This is a genomic window from Micromonospora sp. NBC_00362 (assembly GCF_026342155.1).
Classification (GTDB): domain Bacteria; phylum Actinomycetota; class Actinomycetes; order Mycobacteriales; family Micromonosporaceae; genus Micromonospora; species Micromonospora hortensis.
Genome location: NZ_JAPENH010000001.1, coordinates 6894284 through 6915569, shown reverse-complemented (window position 1 = coordinate 6915569; position 21286 = coordinate 6894284). Strand labels below are relative to the sequence as shown.

The 21286-nt window shown below is 64.6% G+C and carries 15 protein-coding genes and 5 pseudogenes; 5 read left to right on the top strand and 15 right to left on the bottom strand.

What is annotated here, in order from left to right:
* Positions 1 to 119 precede the first annotated feature (119 nt).
* Complete coding sequence (locus OG992_RS31935) at positions 120 to 1316, top strand: FUSC family protein (protein ID WP_323181935.1); 1197 nt, start codon at positions 120 to 122, stop codon at positions 1314 to 1316.
* Positions 1317 to 1556: 240 nt separating this feature from the next.
* Positions 1557 to 1727: pseudogene (locus OG992_RS31930) on the top strand (transposase); the annotation flags it as partial.
* Positions 1728 to 2097: 370 nt separating this feature from the next.
* Here OG992_RS31930 and OG992_RS31925 read toward each other — a convergent pair.
* From OG992_RS31925 to OG992_RS31890, 9 genes and pseudogenes are all read right to left on the bottom strand, one after another.
* A complete protein-coding gene (locus OG992_RS31925; RefSeq protein WP_266305097.1) occupies positions 2098 to 2370 on the bottom strand; it encodes a hypothetical protein in 273 nt (90 codons plus the stop codon).
* A gap of 261 nt (positions 2371 to 2631) precedes the next feature.
* Complete coding sequence (locus OG992_RS31920; protein ID WP_266305096.1) at positions 2632 to 3135, bottom strand: TnsA-like heteromeric transposase endonuclease subunit; 504 nt, start codon at positions 3133 to 3135, stop codon at positions 2632 to 2634.
* Positions 3136 to 3481: 346 nt separating this feature from the next.
* Positions 3482 to 5959, bottom strand: a pseudogene (locus OG992_RS31915) (excinuclease ABC subunit UvrA).
* 200 nt (positions 5960 to 6159) lie between these two features.
* Positions 6160 to 6690, bottom strand: coding sequence for a pyridoxamine 5'-phosphate oxidase family protein (locus tag OG992_RS31910; protein ID WP_266305095.1), 531 nt, complete (start codon positions 6688 to 6690; stop codon positions 6160 to 6162).
* A gap of 305 nt (positions 6691 to 6995) precedes the next feature.
* A complete protein-coding gene (locus OG992_RS31905) occupies positions 6996 to 7235 on the bottom strand; it encodes a hypothetical protein (RefSeq protein ID WP_266305094.1) in 240 nt (79 codons plus the stop codon).
* A gap of 174 nt (positions 7236 to 7409) precedes the next feature.
* Positions 7410 to 9050 (bottom strand): ABC transporter substrate-binding protein, encoded by a 1641-nt coding sequence (locus OG992_RS31900; RefSeq protein ID WP_266305093.1) that lies wholly within the window; start codon positions 9048 to 9050, stop codon positions 7410 to 7412.
* A 400-nt stretch (positions 9051 to 9450) separates the two neighbouring features.
* Positions 9451 to 9735 carry a transposase gene (locus OG992_RS33940; protein WP_353962159.1) on the bottom strand — a complete coding sequence of 95 codons (285 nt, stop codon included), beginning with the start codon at positions 9733 to 9735 and terminating at the stop codon, positions 9451 to 9453.
* A gap of 82 nt (positions 9736 to 9817) precedes the next feature.
* Entirely contained in the window at positions 9818 to 9964 is a 147-nt protein-coding gene (locus OG992_RS31895; protein ID WP_266305092.1) for a hypothetical protein, read from the bottom strand.
* A complete protein-coding gene (locus tag OG992_RS31890) occupies positions 9951 to 10157 on the bottom strand; it encodes an NAD(P)/FAD-dependent oxidoreductase (RefSeq protein WP_266305091.1) in 207 nt (68 codons plus the stop codon). The genes OG992_RS31895 and OG992_RS31890 overlap by 14 nt, the downstream gene beginning before the upstream one ends.
* Here OG992_RS31890 and OG992_RS31885 point away from each other — a divergent pair.
* A complete protein-coding gene (locus OG992_RS31885) occupies positions 10135 to 10770 on the top strand; it encodes a TetR/AcrR family transcriptional regulator (protein ID WP_266305090.1) in 636 nt (211 codons plus the stop codon). The two genes, OG992_RS31890 and OG992_RS31885, sit on opposite strands and share 23 nt — an antisense overlap.
* Positions 10771 to 11257: 487 nt before the next feature.
* On the opposite strand, the gene OG992_RS31880 is transcribed toward OG992_RS31885, so the two are convergent.
* From OG992_RS31880 to OG992_RS31855, 6 genes and pseudogenes are all read right to left on the bottom strand, one after another.
* Complete coding sequence (locus OG992_RS31880) at positions 11258 to 11386, bottom strand: hypothetical protein (protein ID WP_266305089.1); 129 nt, start codon at positions 11384 to 11386, stop codon at positions 11258 to 11260.
* Positions 11387 to 11935: 549 nt separating this feature from the next.
* Positions 11936 to 12883 carry a permease prefix domain 1-containing protein gene (locus tag OG992_RS31875; protein WP_266305088.1) on the bottom strand — a complete coding sequence of 316 codons (948 nt, stop codon included), beginning with the start codon at positions 12881 to 12883 and terminating at the stop codon, positions 11936 to 11938.
* A gap of 245 nt (positions 12884 to 13128) precedes the next feature.
* Positions 13129 to 16038 carry a BTAD domain-containing putative transcriptional regulator gene (locus OG992_RS31870; protein WP_266305087.1) on the bottom strand — a complete coding sequence of 970 codons (2910 nt, stop codon included), beginning with the start codon at positions 16036 to 16038 and terminating at the stop codon, positions 13129 to 13131.
* Entirely contained in the window at positions 16035 to 16223 is a 189-nt protein-coding gene (locus tag OG992_RS31865; RefSeq protein WP_266305086.1) for a hypothetical protein, read from the bottom strand. The genes OG992_RS31870 and OG992_RS31865 overlap by 4 nt, the downstream gene beginning before the upstream one ends.
* Positions 16224 to 17340: 1117 nt before the next feature.
* Positions 17341 to 18264, bottom strand: a complete 924-nt coding sequence (locus tag OG992_RS31860; protein ID WP_323181934.1) for a DMT family transporter — start codon at positions 18262 to 18264, stop codon at positions 17341 to 17343.
* 327 nt (positions 18265 to 18591) lie between these two features.
* Positions 18592 to 19163 (bottom strand): annotated as a pseudogene (locus OG992_RS31855) (integrase core domain-containing protein); the annotation flags it as partial.
* Between the two features lie 69 nt (positions 19164 to 19232).
* On the opposite strand from OG992_RS31855, the pseudogene istA reads away from it, so the two are divergent.
* Positions 19233 to 20457, top strand: a pseudogene (istA, locus tag OG992_RS31850) (IS21 family transposase).
* A pseudogene (gene istB, locus OG992_RS33935) lies at positions 20457 to 21245 on the top strand (IS21-like element helper ATPase IstB). Before istA ends, istB begins: the two co-directional pseudogenes overlap by 1 nt.
* Positions 21246 to 21286: the final 41 nt, after the last annotated feature.

Below are 21286 nucleotides of genomic sequence, written 5' to 3'. Positions count from 1 at the left end.
CCGACCCCGGGTCCAGGCAGCGGACCCGGCCCGGCGTGTCACCCAACCCGGCCAACGTTTCTGGTCAGGGCACTAGCTAGTGGTGGGGTAGCCGGGGCGCCAAAGGGGTAGACCGTCGCATGCGCTGGCACCTCAGGGCCACTCGGCACGATGGCAACACTCCACCTACCGGATATCGGGGCGCTCGGACAGCCGTGGCCAGGCGTGCGGTTGACTCGCTGAAGTCGACGGCACGGGACCGCGCGACTCGGTTGCGTGCGGGAGGTGTGGTTGCGGTACAGGCAGGGCTAGCTGCCAGCCTGGCGTGGCTGGTGGCTCATGAGTTGCTCGGAAACCCGGATCCTGTTTTCGCTCCTATCGTTGCGGTAGGCACGCTGGCGGCGTCGGTTGGGCAGCGCGTCAGACGGATTGTCGAGCTTATTGTGGGGGTAGGCCTCGGTGTGGCGGTGGGTGATCTATTCCTTGCCGTAGTTGGCACGGGGGTTTGGCAGTTGGGCGCAATCGTGATCTTGGCAATCATGGCTGCACTGATACTCGGTGGCAGCGTCGCGGTGGTTTTGCAGAGCGCGAGCACCGCCGTCCTGATCGCGACGTTAAGTCCAGCGGTGGGAAATTTGGAGGCCCCAAGATTCGTCGATGCACTGATCGGTGGTGCCGCTGCACTCGTGGTAACTTCTGTGTTGATCCCGATTAATCCTTTACGTGTTATTAACAGGGCCGCCGGGCCAGCCTTGGACATGCTTGCTGAGCAGCTATCCAATACTGCGGAGGCCTTGGCCGGCCGGGATATTGGTCGAGCCGAGCTTGCGATGGATCGCCTCCGACGAAATAAGGCTGAGCTGCAAGCGCTGACAGACGCAGTGGAAGGGGCTAAGGAGTCGACCACCTTGGCGCCGGTATCCTGGCGCTACAGGCGCGGAATCATCCGTCACTATTCTGCGGCCGCAGAACCTATCGATCGAGCAATGCGCAACAGCGGCACGCTTATCAGGCGAGCGGTGACGCTCATCGAAGATCAAGAGCCAGTACCTGTCGCCTTGCGGTCTGCGGTACAAGCGCTTGGTGAGTCCGTTCAACTTTTGCGCAACGAATTCGCGAGTGGAAAAGACCCGGCCGATGCGCGTGCACGCGCTTTGGGCGCCGTGCTATCGGCAGGCGTGGCCTACAGAGCAAGAGTGGGCTTTTCAGGCTCGGTTGTGGTGGCCCAGGTCCGTACCACGGCGAGCGACATACTCGTGGCTTCAGGAATGCCGCAAGCCGAGGCGAATCGCAACGTACGAGATGCCTTCGACCGTCGAGTCGTAGCTAGCCGATGAGCGCCTCTAACCTCGCGTCGTCGTCATGAAGGCTGGCGTTCTCGCGGCGACGAGCAGGCACTATCCGGACCTTCCTGCACGTGCTGCAAGCCGCCGAATCCCGCAGCCGCTGCACGGACCTCGACACTGTCGCCGACCTCGCCCGAGGGTTCACCGCGCTGGTCCGCCACCAGGGCACCGGCCAGCACCTTGACGCCTGGATCGACTGCCCGGCACGCCGGATACCCCGAACTGCGCGGCTTCGCCGCTGGCCTGATCAGTGACCGCGACGCGGTCGTCGCCGACCTCACCCAACCTTGGAGCTCTGGCCCCGTCGAAGGCCACGTCAACCGCATCAAAAACATCAAACGACAGATGTACGGCCGCGCGAACCTCGACCTCCTCCGCAAACGCGTCCTCGCCACGCCATGAGCCGCCACCAAGACCAATCACAGAATGTGTGCCAGAGCCCCGCTGCGGTCAACTCGACCCGACGGGCCTGACCGTCGTCGAAGCACACCATCACGTCCAACACGGTGGTGTCGATCTGCAACCTGCTGCCCGGACGGGACGCCCACGTCACCGTGAACGGCTCATCGGAAGGGACGCCGTCGACCGGCGGCTGGTCGCCGCACCAAAGGTGTGCTGCCCGGACGACAAGGACGCGACCAGTCGGTTGAAGGTGGACTTCGACGGCAACCGCCCCGCCCGGCCTCGATGCCGCTCGGTCAGGATGTCCTCCACCCGCTGCCGCAGCCGTTGCCGCGTGCCGATCGACCGCGTGACCTCACCGGACAGGGCGTCACGGACCGCGGGCCACGACCTCCGCATCCGACCTGCCGACCGGCGACGTCGCCCGCTGTGACCGGCCGTCAACCAACGCCCGCAGGCCGCCAGTTCGGTAACGCTGCCGCATCCGCTGCGCCGTCACGCCGCTGGTCTTCATCACTGCAGCGGTCAGCTCTTGCGCCTTGGCCGCCTCACGCTGGCGCAACGTCCGCTGCTGCGGGTCGTACTCCGGTTTCGACGTCATCCCCGGTTCAGCATCCGGAGGCAGGCCGATTTCCGCCTCCACGATGTGGCGCTCCCACCCCGGAGCCCGGTCTGCGACAACGTCGTCGAGGTCATCGAGCTGGTGAAGGGCTATCAACGCATGCGCCCGCTGTCACGGCCCCGTCGGCAATCCTGAAGCCTGGCCAATCGACCAAGTGCATCCACAGCACCACCGTAGGTGTGCCGTCCCGGCCAACCAAGCAGACCCACGAACCGGTCAGCGCCACGACCTGCTGCTCAAGGTCTTCGAAGACCACCCGGTCGCCGACTAGCAACAGCCGCGTCACGAGGCGGCCCCCACGATCGACGAAGAGTCCAGCCGCACCGCCAGGTCAACCTCCAGACGACGGGACCACAACAGATGAAGCAGCGTAGGTAGGACAGCGATTGGATCTCCCACCGTCTCGGCGCCCTTGATCAGTGGCATCGGCTCCATGAACACCTCCACCAGGCCGGCCGCGACAGGTTCGACGAGATGGCGAGGATGCCGATACCCGGCCAACCACTGCACGTTGGCCAACCACACTGCCTCATGTCCGTGGACCAGACGGTAGCCCCAACCGATATCCGCGCAGGCTCGCGCGGTGGCCTCGAAAGCCACCGCGTCGCACGGCTCCACTCGGGACGCAGGGCGGCAGTCGACCACGACGCCCATCCCGTCCACCTTGCGCGCAAAGAAGTCCGGCGCGTAAGACCGGACCCGACCGCCCTCCGGCCAAAACAACCAGAACGGCTGCGCCGCAAAATGCGGCCACCGTCGGGTCGAAGTCCATTGCCATGGCCTCATCACGCTCCAGTCAGGACTCGTACCTGACATGCGCTCCAGAACGGGGCAACCAGTAAAAGCCCAGGAAGTTGCGCTACCCCCGGTACGACGGAAACGACCGCACCGGAGACAGCTGCTCGAGCGGCACCTCGGCAGCCTCATCCATCGTCCGACGGACCTCATCGCCATCGGGACCGGCGTACGCAACTTCGAACCCTGTCGGAGGGATCACCCAGGAACCGGGAATGGCCCGCAGACGCTTCGGCAACCCTGGCCTCCTCACGACGTCCCTTGCGTTGACCCGGGGTGTGGGTAAGAATCGCGACACCAGAGGCAAGCAGATAATCTATGTGTGAGGCTGGGCATCTCAAACGGCGGCAGTAGCGCGCGCCTTTCCGCACACCTCCAGCAGCGGCAGGCCGGCCGCGTACCGCCGGAAGAAACCGGCGGTCGGGGTGTCCGCCGTCGCGACAGTGTCCGGAGTGCCCTCCGCGACCACCGCGCCCCCGTTCGGACCGGCTCCCGGCCCCAGGTCGATGACCCAGTCCGCGGACGCGGCGACGGGGATGTTGTGTTCGGCCATGACGACGGTGTTGCCCGAGTGGAGCAACACATCGAGCGCGTCCACCACGCGCTGGATGTCAGATGGGTGCAGGCCCGAGACGGGTTCGTCGAGAACGACGAGGCCGGCCTTGCGGCTCTCGCGGACGCCAGCTTCAGCCGCTGTGCCTCGCCGCCGGACAATTCTGTGGCGCCTTGGCCGAGCTGGAGATAGCCAAGCCCGACCTGGCTCAAGGCTCCCAGAGTCTCCGCGAGCTGCCGGGGTTCGGAGAACTGTTCGACGGCCTCGGCTACGGTCAGCTCCAGCACCTGATCGATGGCCAGCCCCTGATACCTGATTTCCAAAGCCTCCGGCTTGTAGCGCCGCCCGTCGCACGCGTCGCAGACTACCCACACGTCCGGCAGGAAGTGCATGTCGACCAGTTTTCGGCCATAACCGGTGCAGGTTTCGCAGCGGCCACCGCCCGCGGTGTTGAAGCTGAACCAGGAGGCATTGACCCCGCGCCCGCGCGCCACGTCGGTTTCGGCGAACAGCTTGCGGACAATGTCGAACGCCTTGCTATAAGTAGCCGGGTTGGATCGCGGCGTCCGCCCGAGCGGTTCCTGATCGACAACGGCGACCCAGTCGAATCCCTCGATGCCGGTCACCTCTCGCACCATGTCGGTCGCCGTTCCGTTTAGGGCGGCGTCCACGCTTGCCGCGAGCGCGCCGAGTAGGGTGCTCTTGCCGCTGCCGCTCACGCCGGTCAGGCAGGTGAGCCGACCGGCGGGGAACCTCACCACGCTCGCGGTCACGTTGTGCGCACGCAGGCCGTGCAGCTCCACCCAGCCGGTGTCGTCCCCGGCCGGACGGCGGGTCCGGTGCAGCCGCGGCCCCTCGCCGGCCAGATAACGCCCGTCAGCGACACCGGGCGGGCGGCCACGTCGGCGGGAGGCCCCGACACTAGGACCTCACCGCCGAGGCGGCCCGCGCCGGGCCCCATGTCGATCACCCAATCGGCCCGGGTAATCAGTTCAGGGTCGTGCTCGACCAGGAGCACCGTATTGCCAGCCCCGCGCAGCTCCAGGGCGATGTCGAGCAAGTGCGCCTTGTCCGCCGGATGCAGCCCGGTCCCGGGCTCGTCCAGGACGAAGATGATGCCGCTCAGCTCGGTGCTGAGCTGCGCGGCGAGCCGGGTCCGCTGCAACTCACCCCCAGACAACGTCGCCGCGCTCCGGGACAGCTGGAGATGAGCAGGCCGAGCCGGTCAAGGATTCCGAGCCTGCGGCCCAGGTCCTGCAGCAGCGGCTCACCCACCTCGCGCTGCCGGGCACCCAGGTCGTCCGCCACGCGCTTAGCCCAGCTGTGCACCTCCCGCACTTCCACCTCGAGCAGAATCGGGGTATGTCAGCCCGCCGAACCGCACGGACCGGGCCACCTCGTCGTACCCGCTGCCGCCGCAGGTGCCGCAGGGCTGCTTGCGCATGTACGGCAGATAGCGCTGCTTGGCGCTGGACGTCTGGGCGTTCACGAACACCCGCTCCACCTCGGCGAGCAAGCCCCGCAGCGGCTGGCTCGAGGTGTAGGTCATGAGGGGCGTCTCATTCTTGTTTGGCATGTCGACGGTCGCCTCGATCTTCTCGTCACCCGTGCCATACAGCACGCAGTAGCGGAACTTCGCAGGCAGCGACTGCCACGGCCGACCGAGGTCCACGCCCCGCTTCTCGGCAAGCGCCGGCACGAACACGTGCTCTCCCGACCGCCATTTCGCGTACCAGGGCGAGGCCCCCTCGAAGAGCGGAAGCTCCGGGTGGGTGATGACCAGGTCCTCCTGCGCCTGCCAGCGCCCGCCCACCCCGTAGCAGTCCGCACAGCTCCCTTCCGGCGTATTGCGGTCGAAATGGGCGGTCGTCAGATGCCCGTTTCCGCTCTCCGGCGTCGGGTCCTCGCCGATCCCCGGAAGGCGCGAGTACAGCAGCCCCAGATGCCGTCGATGCCGGTGATCGTCGCGACGGTGGAACGGGGGTTACGGTTCAGGCGGCGCTGGTCGACCGCGAGCGTCGCGCCGAGGCCCAGGATGCGATCGACCTTCGGCCGGTTGCGCTGCGTTATGTACTGCCGTACAAAGGGCGAAAGCCCTTCCAGATACCGTAGCTGGGCTTCGTTGTGCAGGGTGTCGATGGCCAACGAGGTCTTGCCGCTGCCACTCACTCCGGTGAAGGCGACAAGCTGGCCCTTGGGGATGCGCACGGACACATCCCGCAGATTGTTGGTACGAGCCCCCACCACGTCGATGGTCCCCATACTCGCGGCATCCGGTACGAATGCAGTCAACCGTCGTCCACCCTCTCGCAACGCAGCAGGGCACGGGCGGAGGAGACTCTCCACCCATACAGAACACACCGATCACGCCACTACGCAGCAGGTCTTCATCAATAGCGCTGAAGGGCGCTTCACCAAAACTCTCATCACGTAGCTGGCCCCGATGCGGCCCGTGCTGCGGATCAGGACTGGGACGCTGCAGTGAGCTTCGCGATGTCGGGGGCGTAGACGGTCATCCAATGCGGATGTAGCCGGTAGTAGACCACGTCGTTCTCCCAGTCGAAAAAGTCGTCGCCGTAGAAGTCCTTGAAGTACGCGAGCAGGTCGGGCCAGTCCGCAGCCGGCTCACCGTCCCGGGGGTTGAGGATCTCCACCTTGCCGTGCGTAAACACGCCCAGGTCCTCACCGCGCATATGCGCGGCGCTGACGGCAGGCCGCGCCGCGAGATGGCGCGCCTTGGCGGCGTTGCGCGCCGTGCCAAAGTGCCACTTCCCGTGCAGGAAGTGCCCGTCCACACCGCTGATCCGTGGCTCGCCCTTCGCCGTCACGGTGGACAGAGCGAGGGTGCACATGCTGGTGAGGACCTGGGTGAGCTGCACTGCGGTCAGCGTGCTTTCAGCCTTGATGATCGAGCGGAGATGCGAGGCGGAACGGGAGAGGGAGGCGTCAAGGAGAACCTGAAGCTCTTGGAGATCTTCTGAAGTTTCGCGCATGGAAGTCCTTTCTATTCCATATGCATCGTGGTGCCCAGTCCGCACCATCGACACCGACAGGTGAAGCCATACTCGACCCAAAGTCTGACACCCAGTGTCATATTTCTTCCTCTGCCTTGCGGACATCACCGCCCTGGTAATCATCGGCAGGATGCCCGGACATGGATCCCCTAACGGGACGCCAGCACAGACGTCGATGGCCGAGCCCAACACCACCTACCGAGATCCACTATTCGGCCCCTGGTGTCACCGTTCTTACCAACACCTCGACCCATGGCGGGCAGATCCCTGCCGCCGAACGGAGCTCAGTCTCCGTACCAGCGCCACCGCGGCAGGAACGCCCGTGTCGCCGCCACCGGCCCACGCTCCACGTCGTTACCCGCCGCCGCCTCCAGACGGTCAACTTCGACGTCGAGCTGCGGCAGATCCTCACGGCTGAGTGCGCCATCTGACCACGGGTCAAGCTGATCCAAGATCGGAAGTCGGTTTCCGCCGGCCGCATTCATCAACGGCAGCAGCTCCTCCGCAGGCACGTCGAGCAGCAAACCGCGATCCCCCGCCGTTGGTCTCACAGGACCGGGCCGAGGTCGCGAGTTAGCAGCGGCCGTGCCGGGTTGACGGCGTCCAGGCGGAGGGCGTTGCGGGACCGCTTACAACAGTCCCCGGGTCGGGCTCACCTTGCATCGGCGAACCCGACCCGGGGTCAGACCGTTCGGATCTCAGAGCACGACCGAGGTGATGTCAAGTTCGCCGACGTTGTTGATCTCGAGCTTCTTGATCTTCTCCGAGTGGCCGGACTGCTGACCGTAGAAGTAGACCGGGATGCTCGGGACGTCCTGGTCGACCTTCTCGACCGCCTTGGCGAACGCCTCGTGCGAGGCCTCCAGGCTCGGAGCGCCGCTGGCCTGCTTGGCAAGGGCGTCGACCTCGGAGTTGCTGTAGAGGCCGTCGTTCGAGGCGCCGTTGGTGATGAACAGCGGGTTGACCCAGTTCTCGACGTCCGGGTAGTCCTGCTGCCAGGCAGCACGGTACGGGCCCTTCATCGCATGGGCGTTGATGTTCTGGCGGAACACCGCGAAGGTCGGCACACCCTCGGCCCGGGCGTTGATGTTGAGGTTGGTCTTGATCTGCTGCGCGACGGCGTCCATCCAGTCCTTGTGACTAGAGTCCGCGTTGTAGTAGAAGACCATCTCACCGCTGAAGCCACCGGCCTCGGCGAGCAGCGTCTTGGCCGTGGCCGGGTCGAACTTGCAGGCGGTGCAGTTGCCCGGCTTGGCGCCCGGGGTCAGCGGGTTCGCCCAGCTGTCGGCCGGCTTGCGGGTACCGAAGAAGATCTTGTCCGAGAGCTCCTGCCGGTTGACCGCCAGCGAGAGGGCGCGACGCAGCTTCGGGTTCTGGAAGCGCTTGTCGTAGATCGGGAACGCGATGAACGCGGTCGACGGCGTGACGGTCGAGCGGCCCCGTTCACCGAGGTCGGTCTTCCACTTGTCACCGGCGAGCGCCGAGGTGGGGACAACCTCCATGAAGTCGAGGTTGTTGGCCAGCAGATCGGCGTAGGCCGCGTTCTCGTCCTGGTACAGCTTGACGTCGACGTCCTTGACCTTCATCTTGTCGCGAAGGTTGTAGTCGTCGAAGCGCGTCAGCTTGATGAGGGAGTTGTCCTCCCACGACACAAAACTCACTGGGCCGTTGCCGATCGGCTTGCGGCCGAAATCCTGGGGCTTCATGGTGAAGAACACGTCCGGCAGCGGCATGAAGGCGCTGTAGCCGAGCTTGGTCGGGAAGACCGCGGTCGGCGCCGCCAGGGTGACCTCGAAGGTCTGCTCGTCGATGACCTTCAGGCCAGACATCGCCTTGGCCGACGGCTCGGGAGCCTTCTTCGGGCCGTCCGCGCCATCCGGGTCGGAGGTGTAGGTCTGGTCGAAGCCCGCGATGTCCGCGAAAAAGGTGCCGTTCTGCGCACCGTTCGGCGAGTAGGCGGCCCAGTTCCAGGCGTCGACGAAGTTCTTCGCCTTGACCTCGGTACCGTCGTGGAACTTGGTACCGGCCTTGATCTTGATCGTGAAGACCTTGGAGTCCGTGGTGTTGATGGACTCCGCAAGCGCGTTACGCGGGGCCCCACCGTCGTTCGGGTACTCGACCAGGCCGGTCCACATCCAGTCGATGACCCTGCCACCACCGGTCTCATTGGTGTTCGACGGGATCAGCGGGTTCTCCGGCTGGACGCCCCGGACAACGATAAGACCGTCCTTGCTGGCGACAGCATCGCCGCCGCCGTCACCGCTCGAGCAACCGCTCGCGACAAGCGCGGCAGCCGCGCTGAGCGCGATGGCGCTCGTTGCCCGCTTCGAGATTCTCATCCCGCCGGGCCTCCTCTCTAGGAACTTACTTCTGTCATGGCTTCTGGGTTTGTGGATGTAGCGCCGCACACCCGGGCACGTAGCACGTAGCACGTAGCGTTGAGGTGCTTAGAGACGACCTTGCGCCTAACCGCTTCGGCCCGCCTTAGGCCGTGCACGTAAGCGCCGAAAATACCGACCGACTCATTCAGGTTGGACACAGTCGGCCTTCAGCTGTCAGTCGACGATCATCGTGGTTCTGAGCAATTGATCGGACGACCGCGACGCCTGGGATGAGTTGGCCGTGCGCATGCCGCGCACGGAGGATGCCGGGGCTGTCGCGCCAACGGCGTTTCCGGCGATCTTGGTTAATAGGTTTCAGCGGCTGGGAAGCGGTCGCTGAAGGTGATGGCGAAGGCGTTCAACGCGGTCTCCAGCGCATCGTCCATCGGGTGGCGGCTCTCAGCTTGCCGAGCAGGACTTTGTGCAGGCGTTGCCACACGCCGCCGTCGTTCCAGTCCCGCAACCGACGCCAGCAGGTCATCCTTGACCCGAACCCAAGTTCCTCTCGCCGGCCAGATAACGCCCCGTAGAGCACGAACAGGATCCCGCACAAAACCTTGCGGTCGTCGAAGGGCTTACGGCCCGGGAACCGGTGCTGGCGAGGCGGTCGAGGTGGCAGCAGCGATTCGATCTCGGGCCACAGGTCGTCCGAGACGATCCACGGCGGCTGCTCACCCCTCCGTAACGTCCCGGAGTTACGCCCAACATCATTTGATTAGGAGCTCTTAGTCGGGTCGTTCGTCGTGCAGGACGCTGGAGATGCTCCGGATGAGACTGGTGTATGCGCTGCCGGCTACGGCCGCCGGGACGAGCCGTGCCAGGAACTTCGTGGGGCCGGTGGCCGGCTTGTTGGTGCGCTCATTCGCGCCCATTTTCGATATCCGGCGCCCGTGCGGCGCGTCGGCGCTCGTACGCGCGTAGCCGCTCCGCCGTGTCGGAGCTTTCGGCCAGCGCTCTGTGGAGCAGCCAGGCGTCCTCGAGTGCCTGGTTGGCGCCTTGAGCCTGCGACGGGGGGAAGGCGTGTGCAGCGTCGCCAAGCAGGGTGACACGTTCGGTGCCCCACACGTCCGTGACGGTATGCAGGACCTGTGGGCGGATGCCGCCACCCAACGACCGTCGCCGCGCGCAGATCACCGACGCCGCTATCACCCTGCTGACCGAGGCGGGCGTTCACGGCGTCACTCACCGGGCTGCCGACAGTAAGGCCGGACTCCCGACAGGCACCGCCTCTAACTACTTCCGCAGCCGCGAAGCACTGCTCGTCGCCGTCACCCGCCGCGTGGCCGAACTCCACCAGGCGGACATGGCAGACGCCGCAGCGACAACCGACGTCGGCGGCAACGCAATCGAACACCTCGTCGAGCTGATCGCCGGGTCACTGCTGCACTCCGCGACCGCCGAGAGGGATCGCTACCTGGCCATCTTCGAGCTGCGGTTGGAAAGCCTGCGCCGCCCTGCGCTTGCCGCAGCCCTCGACACCCTGACGGAGGCGATGGCCGCCTACACCGCGGCGTACCACTCGCAACTGCGGCTGGAGATCCCGCCGGACGCGGTACGACCACTGATGGCCCTGTACGGCGGAGCACTGTTCACCCTGATCACCGCGCCACCAGAAACCGTAACCCCAGCCACAACACAGGAACTCGCCACCGCCATAGTGCGCGGCGCGATCGGCTAAACGCCCGCCATCCCCGTCGCGGCACCGGAGGCATCCAATCGACACCTCGAGCGCGGCGGGCGATCGCTCGGCTCCTAACATCGCCAACCATCACACGGCTTTCGGCTTGCCCCGGGGTGTGCTTTCGATCTACAGCATGGCTGTGTTCGGCATTCAGGCCCCTGGCGCTCCATCTGCGGCGCCGGCTGATCGATGAGAAACGCGAGGGCACTAACTTTCGGGCCCAGGCCAGGCCTCAGGAAACGATCCCGCAAGCGCTGCAGGATCTCCGGGAAAGGGCACCGCTTCCAAGTTGATCTTGCAGCTCAAGGCGGGTATGGCAAGCCCGGAAATCGAAGAGGGCGAAGCTCCAGGTACGACAGCAGTCGTCATGGTGCTTGGCACGACCGGCATCGCGGGTGCCAACCCTGGCCAGACCGCGCAAGTGCAAGGTGCAGCGCCTGGCACCCGGCGCCTGCTCCCGGCCCGCTGCCGATGCGCCCGAGACTCAGGCAAAGTCGCGATGTTCGAGGTCGACCGTCACCGAGTTGCCCAGGTTGTTGGTGAACCTGGCCACTGAGCCACGCGCCTCCGCCTTCTCGAACGGGTTGGAGTCGACCAGCGCCACAATCCACATCAGATTGCACTTCTGGGACAATGCTTGGGGCCCCCGAGTGGGAAGGCCCGCCGGTAGGCTGCGCGGAGACCTCCATTCCGCGAATGTCGTCGTCTCGGAACGTCAGAACACGATCGAGCGCGGCCCGGCCCGCAGTACCCCATGTCGGCTTGCCGCCAGGAAGGCCCCGCTCCCGTTCTGGCCATGACGATGAGGAAAGGCTCTTCAGAGCAGCCAACCCTCGGGCACGCCGTATCGTCGCACCGTCTCCAGCTTGCGCTGGCCCTCTCCCACATAGGCGCCACTCCCATCTCGGAGCGAGACGGACTATTTCAAGGCGTTCTGCGGCTGGTGTCTGAGCAAAGGACACTGGGGTCTATTCAACCGTCGCGGTTCGCCGAGGAATTTAGCCTGTTGGTCGTGTGTGACCGCCAGCGGTGTATCGGCTCCACGTCCTGCTGGCCTCTCCGATGAAACGACTGGTGGTCCTGTCGTGGTGGCCGAAAGCGTCCGCGACGACGGGGCCGGGCAGTTCGAGGAGCTGTTGGCGGATTGCGGCCCGGTCAAGACTCACGCTGCCTGACCGCGTGTCTTCAACGCGGTGTCGATCAGGTCCCAGACCACGACCGCGGCCGCGCCTACCGCGATGACGGCCCCAACGATGTTGCGGTTGTCCACGTCCGCCAGCCAGCTCAGTCGGTCGGCCAGGACCGGGTTGAGCAGGCGGTCTGAGAGCGCCAGCCACGCCAGCGGCACCGAAAACGCGAGGTCGAGCAGCGCCTTGGCCCCGAACAGCGCCCAGTTCCAACGTCCGATCCGGTACTTGACGATCTCGAACACCACGCGGGCGGCCAAGACCACGATCAGCGCCGGCAGCCAGAACGACCAGAGCGCCGGGTCGAGGATCGGGATGTTCTCGCCGTCGGCGCCGCGAACCCAGGACCGGTAGTACTGGAACGGCAGGTATCCGATAGCCACCACCAACATGACCACCGACGCGACGGTGTCCGCGAGGGAGATGTCGCGGTTCGCCGGAACATCGGGCAGTTGGTCGACCGTCCAGGCCGGCAGGTCTACGGTCGGTTGTGAGCGCTCGATGATGGCGAAGATCAGGGTGAGCCAGAAGGCGATGTGCACGCCCACGTGCAGGGCGACGACGATGCCCGGCCCGATGGCGCCGAACCCCTCGCCGCTGGCCACCCCGACGACGGTGACGATTGTGGCGACGAGCGCTGGGATAAAACTGAGCAGCAGCTTCAGCAGCCGCAGCCAAACCAGGTAGTAGGTCGGGCCGATGAGCTGCAGCCGGCGGTCGGCGTACCGGACGGCCAGCACGTCCGGGTTGCCCAGCTCGGTGAGCACCTCCCGCTCGGCGACGATCGGGTCCGCGCCACCGCCGGTGCGGTCATCGATCATGTCCTCGATGGAGGCCCGCAGCTCGTTGGCGATCTCGTCGCGGCGCTGGCTGGGCACCGAACGCAGGGTGGCGGCGAGGTAGCGGTCGGTCAGGGTGTTCATCGGTCCACTCCTTGGATCAGCCCGGTCATGGAGGTCCGTACGGTGGCGGAGACGTCGAGTAGCCGGGCGATCGGGGTCTACCGCGACGACGTAGACCCCTGAGTCTGGACTCGCGCCCAACCGGCGCGACGAAACTCAGGTTGCTGTAGTGCAGGTGGGCGTCCGCCGCGCCTGACCTTCAGTCCGGCTAACAAGAGTGACGCATCCGCAACTTGGCAGGGCGCTCCTTCCTAACAGGTCTGACCTCAACTTCCGAGGCTGGCCAGAGCCGCCTTCACCTCGTCTGCATCGGCATCGCCAGCCTCGACAAAAAGGTTCAGCGCCTCGGTCCAGCACTCGGCCGCTACCTCGGCTTCCCCTGCGGATCGGAACGTGCGCCCCAGATGAAGTAGCGCGATTGCAACCCCCCGGTCGCTGCCGATCTCGCGGCTGATGGACTCGGCCGCGCGTTGATAGGTGATTGCCCGGTCGAAGTTTCCGAGCGCGTTGTAGGCACGGCCCAGATTCGTCAGGTTGGTGGCTTGAACGTACCTGGCTCGAGCCTTCTTGTTAATTTCTAGAGCACGTCGCCAGTTTCTAATCGCATTGACGAAATCCGACCGAGCGAATGACAATTCGCCAAGATTGTCGAGGCTATGCGCCCGACCCCGCGAGTAATCGATTGCCGTGCAAATATCGAGGGCCTCGACGCAGAGCCGCTCAGCGGTTGCCAGATCCTCCTGCTCTACGGCCAGCATAGCGAGATTGCCTAAGACCTTGGCTTCGCCCATGATATAGCCGTCTGCGCGAAACGCCTGGATCGCCGCCTCGTACCGCTCCCGAGCATGGGCCGGTTGGCGAGTTTCCGCCAAGGCATTGCCCACGGCATTAAGTAGATGCCCTTCGAGACGCCGGTCGCCAATCTTGGCGGCAGCCGCGAGGGCGGGCTTGTGGCAGTACAGAAAGTCGTGCCAATGCTTGTAGTTGGCCAGCAACGACTCCAACAGATATGCGATCTGGCCAGACATCTCAAATTCACCGATATCGCTTGCCCAACCGGGCAAGGCGATAAGGGTGGGGTATTCAACCTCGCACCACGCCAGGGCAGACCTATGATCTCGGAACGAGAGCACCGGCACTGATCGTTCGAAAGGACCCGCCGGATCTCTATAACGGTCCGGCGCAAATATCTCGTCGATATTTATGAGAGTGTTCCTAAACCACTGAAGTAGTCGTTCCTGCGCCTTCGCTCGAGCCTCTGCAGAATCCTGCTGATGGGTTCGCTCGGCTGCGTATGTGCGCAGCAAGTCATGCAGACGGTACCGATTGTAGGCACTTTGCTCGACAAGGTTTGTTGCGACAAGTCGGTCCAAATGCCATCGAGTATCAGCAAGCCCAAGCCCACTGATCGCGGCTGCGGTGGCGAGCCCGATATCGTTGCCAGGATAGAGGCCGCCGACGAGGCGGAGAACGGCTGCAGTCGTCGACTCCAGGTGGTCGTACGACCAGGAAAATACCGCTCGGAGATCAGCGAGGTCACCGTCGTTGGCGTTGAACGCGTCGAGTCGGTTGAATTCAAAATCCAATTCGTCGACGACGTCGCGGAGCCTAGCATCTTGCATGCGGCCGATGCGCTCGCCGATAAGCCGCAGTGCGAGAGGGTTGTAATCACATATCTTAGCGATCAGCAGTGCTTCGTTGTACTCTTCCTGGATTCTGGCCGAACCGATAGCTGAGGTCAGCACCTCAACCGAGTCCTCGATCGGCAAGGGCTGGACACTCACCCGTTTCGCGGCCTCACGAGCGACGAGTCCACGGAGCTGGTTCCGGCTCGTCACGACCGTCACGCAGCTCCCGCCGGCCAAAAGCGGGCGCACTTGGTCCGAATTCCGGGCATTGTCGAGAAGGATGAGCATATGGCGCCCAGCGGTACGCGAACGGAACAAGGCGGAGCATGCCGCAACATCGTGTGGCACGCTTTCGGCTGGTACGCCGACACTGCGCAGCAACACGTGCAGAGCACCGAGCGGTTCCATCGCCGCCAGCGCGCCGAACCCTCGCAGATTCAGGTAAATCTGACCGCCGTGAAAGATGTCCGCGACTCGATTGCACCACCTGACAGCGAGAGCGGTCTTGCCGACACCGGCGCTGCCGTCAACGACAACAACCGAACCTCCGACCCCGTCGGTTGCTCCGGTCGACAGGATCCTGTCGAGCGCGGCGAGCTCTGCCCCTCTGCCGACAAAGTGAGCGACGTCCGTCGGGAGTTCCCGGGGTGAAGCTCCTGGAGCGGGATCATCAGTGAGGTGCACAGCTGCAACAACTGCCTCGCTCGAAGCGAGATGAGGGTTGATTGCGATGTCGGTATTGCGCTTCCCGGCGTTCGGCGCCACGTATTCGTCGTTGAGCATCTGCCGATGCAGTTCACGGAGCTCCGAGCCCGGATCGATCCCAAGCTCCTCTGAAAGCATCTTGGCAATCGCTCGATAGGTTTCTAGAGCCTCACCTCTTCGGCCCTGCAGGTAGAGCGACGCCATGAGCTGTGCCCAGAACCGTTCACGCAGAGGAAACTGGGCGGTCAGCATGCGTAGCTCGCCGCCGAGCCTCTCAGTTCGGCCGAGCAGAAGATCAAGATCAATTCGGCGCTCGAGGGCGACCAGCCTCCGTTCGGCCAGTTGGGCGACGTCGTTCTCATGCAGCACTTCGGAATCGACGTCCTGACACACGTCGCCCCGCCACAAGCCCAGAGCGGCGTGGAGCAGTTCGCACTCTCGATCGATCTCTGATGCGCCCTCTGCAACCGTAACCAGCGTTTGGAACTGGAGCAGGTCCAGACGGTCGGCGTCGATGTCGATCATGTAACCGCCGGGCCGGGTCACGATCGGGACATCGGCCGGCAGCGCGTGACGTAGTCGGACTACGTTGGTTTGCACAACGCGTCGGGGGTCCTTGGGAGCGGGGCCGTTCCACAGCCGGTCGATGAGGTGGTCTACCGTGACAACTTTGCCGGGGCTTAGTAGCAGCGATGCCAGCAGTCGGCGGATCCGACTTCCGCCGACATGAATTATCAGCTCATTGCGGGAGACGACCATCGGGCCAAGCACCTGCAAGCGGGTGAAGGCGCTGTCCGGCAACTGCACGTCAAGCAACCGATCCGTAGGCTTCTGGTTTTTCATCTCAGCGCCGATTCCGAGATCGATTCCCGGCCGTCGTGCAGGGCCAAAGGCTTGCTCGTGACGGCCTGCCCAAGGGCCCGCTGATCCAACTTTCGGACGGCCAGCTCGGCAATCCCATCGCAGTCTTTACTGTCGACACCGCTCAACGGCGAGGCCGCAAGCAGCGTCTTCAAACCTTCAACCACTGGTTCCCATCCGTTCGCGTCAAGACAAGAAGGCAGGCTCATCTCCCTACACAGGCCCGGGTCTCTCGACAGCGCACGTCCCGGGTTCCCGCGAACAGGCATCGCCGAGATCGACCGATCCGCCGTTAGCTGGAGCCAGGCGAAACCACTAGAAGAGCAGAATGGAGACACCGAGGGGCAAGCAGGCAGTCGACAAAGACAAACGTCATCTATGCCGCGCGAGGCAGAATTAAGTCGCAAGTCGCTCCTCGGTCAAGCCGTTGGGCCGCGAGGCGGAGCATCAGGCCCTTCCTGAACGGTCACTTATGAGAGTTCTATCATACCCGCGTGAACGCCAACCAGCAGTTTAAGCTCAGGACCGTGCAGCCCCTCGGTCACCCGGATAACCGGCAACGTCCTCTAGTCCGCAGCGAGGTGGCCTACGTTGAGACGTTTGGCCCCGCACCACCATATTTTTGGATTGCCAGGCAGGAATGACCGTTCCGGAAGATCGTCGGTTGGCCTGTTCGTACCGCTGGGGTCTGCAGGGGCGCCGCCGCCCGGTTCGAGAGGCGGAACACTCCGTCTGGTGATAGTTCTACACCGACATACTTCATCTCGCCATGGCCATGAAGGCGAATTGTCACTGAGATGAAGGTGAATCGAAGAGCGACGGATCTAGAGTCTGCTCGATATTTGCCGCAGAACTACGCCTTGCCTTACGTGCTGGCTGCATAGGTCAATGCTGGCATGACTCGACCCGCCGAGCCCTCAACCTCACGCCGCTTAGGAATTTTCACAATAGAGTCCGTAATCTGGACCCGAAACGCACTGACTTGCTGGCTGCGAGCACGCCAAGCACCCTCATCAGAACCGCTGCTTGTCGTTGGAGCGGTGCCGGGAAGATGCAATCCTCAGCGGGGGCCCACCCTATCCAAACTGGCCGATGAGAGCGATTTCGCCACGGCATCTGACTACCGAATATAGCTGGACACCCCGGGCGGACGGCCCGCATGAGCCTCGATGTTGGGCGAGCGGCTCCGCCTGCGCCGACCGCGAGGACATCCGCCAGACGCTCGCCCTGTTGTCCTGGCTCACGGAGCGTCACCTGACGGTTGATGACCTTACGCAAGCTCACCTAGACGAGCTCACGGCTACGCACAGTGGGTAGGAGGCGATTCTGGCTGATGACGATGCCGAGAACAACGATGACTGCTCCGACCGGCTGGTTCCAGCTGACGCGTTCGTCCAGCAAGACCACCCCCAGCGCGACACCAATCAAGGGTGTCAGGTAGGTGACGGTGGAGGCGTTGGTGGCGCCCCACCCCGCTACGACCGCGGTATTCCACACGTAGGCCATGCCTGTGCCCAGCACTCCCAAAGCCAGCATGCTGAGGGTGACGCGGGCGGTGAGGTGCATCGGCTGGGTGGCGATGAACGGAGCAGCGAGCATCATCAGAACTGCGCCAATGCTGACCTGAACGGTGGCCAGTGGTACGGCGGAGAGGCCACGAGGAGATATGAAACGGCGCAAATAGACGAAGGCCAGACCGTAGCACGCGGTAGCCACCAGGCAGTAAGCCTGCGCCAGGACACCACTGTCTCCGAGCCCACGCCATGGGGCTAGCACGACCAGAACGCCCCCGAATCCCGCGACAAGTCCCGTGAGCCGGGCAGGTGTAGGACGTTCCGCCGGGAGGGCGGCTAAGGCGACCAGCATTGTCATCAGCGGAGTGGTGGCGTTGTAGATGCTCGCCAGACCCGAGGAGATGTGCTGCTCCGCCCATGCGAACAGCAGGAACGGCGCGACACACAGCAGTATGGCGACCACCGTGAGATGTCCCCACACGATTGCTTCGCGGGGTAACGCCTGCCTGGTGAACAGCGTGATGGCCAACAACGCCGCTGCCCCGAACACCAGTCGCGCCAGAACTACCTGAGTGGGCGACAGACCTTCAAGCCCGATCTTGATGAACAGAAAGCTGGCACCCCAGGTCACCGCGAGGAGGACAAACTGTGCCAGGACCGATGCCGATACTCCCGCTGACCCCTGTCGAATCACGTCAGACTCCTGTCCCGCTCCGAGGAGCGTGTCCTTGCGCTGACCCACCGAAGTTGATCAGCCGATCTTGCGCCAAGTATTGGGGGTTCGCGTGCTGGACGCTGGCGGGTTTCGGACCTCGCGTTCCGCCGACCATCTTCTGTCCGCTCAGCCCAGGGGGTCCTGCTCGGCGAGCGCGAGTGCAAGAGTTCGCGCCTCCGCTCGTTCACCGAGTGTGCTTCCGGGGCGTCGTTGGCAATCGTGAGCGCTCAACGAGCCGCAGACAACGCGCGGGTCGGCGCCAATCGCCGCAAGGTGTACTGACCGGGGCTTGACTAACCGCGCGTAGGGCGGCTGGTTGTCGCACGCGGCGTGGGGCGGCGCTGGTTGTAGTGGTGCAGCCACACCTCGAGCGCGTCGCGGCGCTCGGTCTCTGACTGGTAGCAGCGGGCGTAGGCACACCCGTCGGCTATCGTGCGATGGAAGCGCTCCACCTTCCCGTTCGTCTGCGGCCGGTACGGCCGCATGAACTTCGGCCGGATTGACAGCGCCTCGCAGGTGTCGCGCCATAACAACGATCGGTAGGCACCGCCGTTGTCCGACAGAACCCGCTCGATGGTGACACCTCGCTCGGCGAACCAATCGACAGTTCGGTGCAGCACTCCGACTGCGGTGCCAGCAGTCTCGTCATCGTGAACTTCGGTATACGCGACGCGGGAGTGATCGTCGAGGACGGTGTGGACGAAGGCGTAGCCCATCTTCGGGGCGCACCACTTGCTTTTGGGTTTGCCGGGGGTCGCGGCTCGGTTGCGTTCGCCATGCTGGCGTCGGACGTAGCGTCAACCTCCGCCGTCGGGGATGTTGCCGAGCTTCTTCACGTCCACGTGCACCAGCGACCCCGGATGTGGGTGCTCATACCTGTCGGCTCCGCCTGAAAACTGACCACGTGGTTCCGGCTGAATCGGGACCACCTCCTGAAGCATCGGGAGGTGCTGAGCGTGGAGGACTGGACGGAGATCCGGCGGCTGCGGCGGTCGGAGGGCATGGCGATTCAGGCCATCGCACGGCGGTTGAGGTTGTCTCGCAACACCGTGAAGAAGGCTCTGGCTAGTGATGAGCCGCCGCGGTATCGACGGACGGCGAAGGGTTCGATCGTGGATGCGGTCGAGCCGCAGATCAGGGTGTTGTTGGCGGAGTTCCCGGAGATGCCCTCGACGGTGATCATGGAGCGGGTCGGGTGGACTCGGGGCAAGACGGTCTTCTGTGATCGGGCGCAGCAGCTGCGGCCGTTGTTCCGCCGTCCGGACCCGGCCCAGCGCACTGATTATCTGCCGGGTGAGTTGGCGCAGCGTGATCTGTGGTCCCCGCCGGCGGACGTGACCTTGAGTTTCGGGCAGGTCGGCCGGCCGCCGGTGTTGGTGATGGTGTCGGGGTATTCGCGGTGGCTGTCGGCGGTGATAATCCCGTCGCGGCAGTCGCCGGATCTGCTGGCCAGGCACTGGAGGTTGATCTCAGGCTAGGACCGGACGCCCAAGGCATTGGTCTGGGACAACGAGTCCGCGGTTGGGCAGTGGCGGGCTGGTCGGCCGCAGTTGACCGAGGCGATGAACGCCTTCCGCGGGACCCTCGGCATCAAGGTGATCCAATGCCGGCCGGCGGACCCGGAGGCCAAGGGCCTGGTCGAGAGAGCCAATGGCTATCTCGAGACGTCGTTCCTGCCCGGGCGTCGGTTCGGCTCGCCGCAGGACTTCAACACCCAGCTCACCGATTGGCTGGTGCGGGCGAACAACCGCCAACACCGGATGCTGGGCTGCCGGCCAGTGGACCGTTGGGACGCCGACCGGGCCGCGATGCTGTCGCTGCCGCCAGTGTCGCCGGTGGTCGGCTGGCGGCAGACCACAGGGTTGCCTCGGGATCATTACGTGCGTCTGGACAGCAACGACTACTGGGTGCATCCCTCGTTCGTCGGGCGTCGTGTCGAGGTCACCGCCACCGCAGCGCAGATGGAGGTGTTCTGCGACGGCCATCTGGTGGCCCGGCATGCCCGATGCTGGGCCAAGCATCAGCATCACCGATCCAGTTCATCGCCAAGCCGCCGCCGACCTGCGCACGGCTGCCCGGCAGGCACCGGCGCCAGCAGTCACGACTGAGGTCGAGCACCGCCGGCTGGCCGATTACGACCGGATGTTCGGCCTGGACGAGGTGGCTGCGTGATGGCCACCAAAACCAACAACCGCAACGTGTCCGCCGAGATTGCGTTCCTCACCCGCAATGAAGGCACCCTCCCTCGCCGCGTCGGTCGAGCGTCTGGCCGAGCGGGCTCGGACGGAGTCGTGGACGCATGAGGAGTTCCTCGCCGCCTGCCTGCAACGCGAGGTCGCCGCTCGGGAAGCCCACGGCGGTGAAGGGCGCATCCGAGCCGCGAGGTTCCCGGCCCGCAAGAGCCTGGAGGAGTTCGACTTCGAGCACCAGCGTTCGTTGAAGCGGGAGACGATCGGTGATCTGGGCACCCTCGACGTCGTGGCGTCGAAGGAGAATGTCGTCTTCTTGGGCCCGCCCGGCACCGGCAAACCCACCTGTCCATCGGTCTCGGGATCCGAGCCTGCCAGGCCGGACACCGCGTCGCGTTCGTCACCGCCGCCCAGTGGGTGTCCCGTCTCGCTGACGCCCACCACGCTGGCCGCCTGCAAGGCGAACTGGTCAAACTCGGCCGGATCCCGCTACTGATCGTCGACGAGGTCGGCTACCTCCCTTTTGAAGCCGAAGCCGCGAACCTGTTCTTCCAACTGGTCTCCAACCGCTACGAACGCGCCAGCCTCATCGTCACCTCGAACAAGCCCTTCGGCAGATGGGGCGAAGTCTTCGGCGATGACGTCGTCGCCGGAGCCATGATCGACCGCCTCGTGCACCACGCCGAAGTCATCTCGATGAAGGGCGACAGCTACCGACTCAAAGACCGCGACCTCGGCCGCGTCCCACCGGCCACCAAGACAAACGACTAAAGATCAACCAACCCGAGGTGGTCCACTTTCAGCCGGACCAC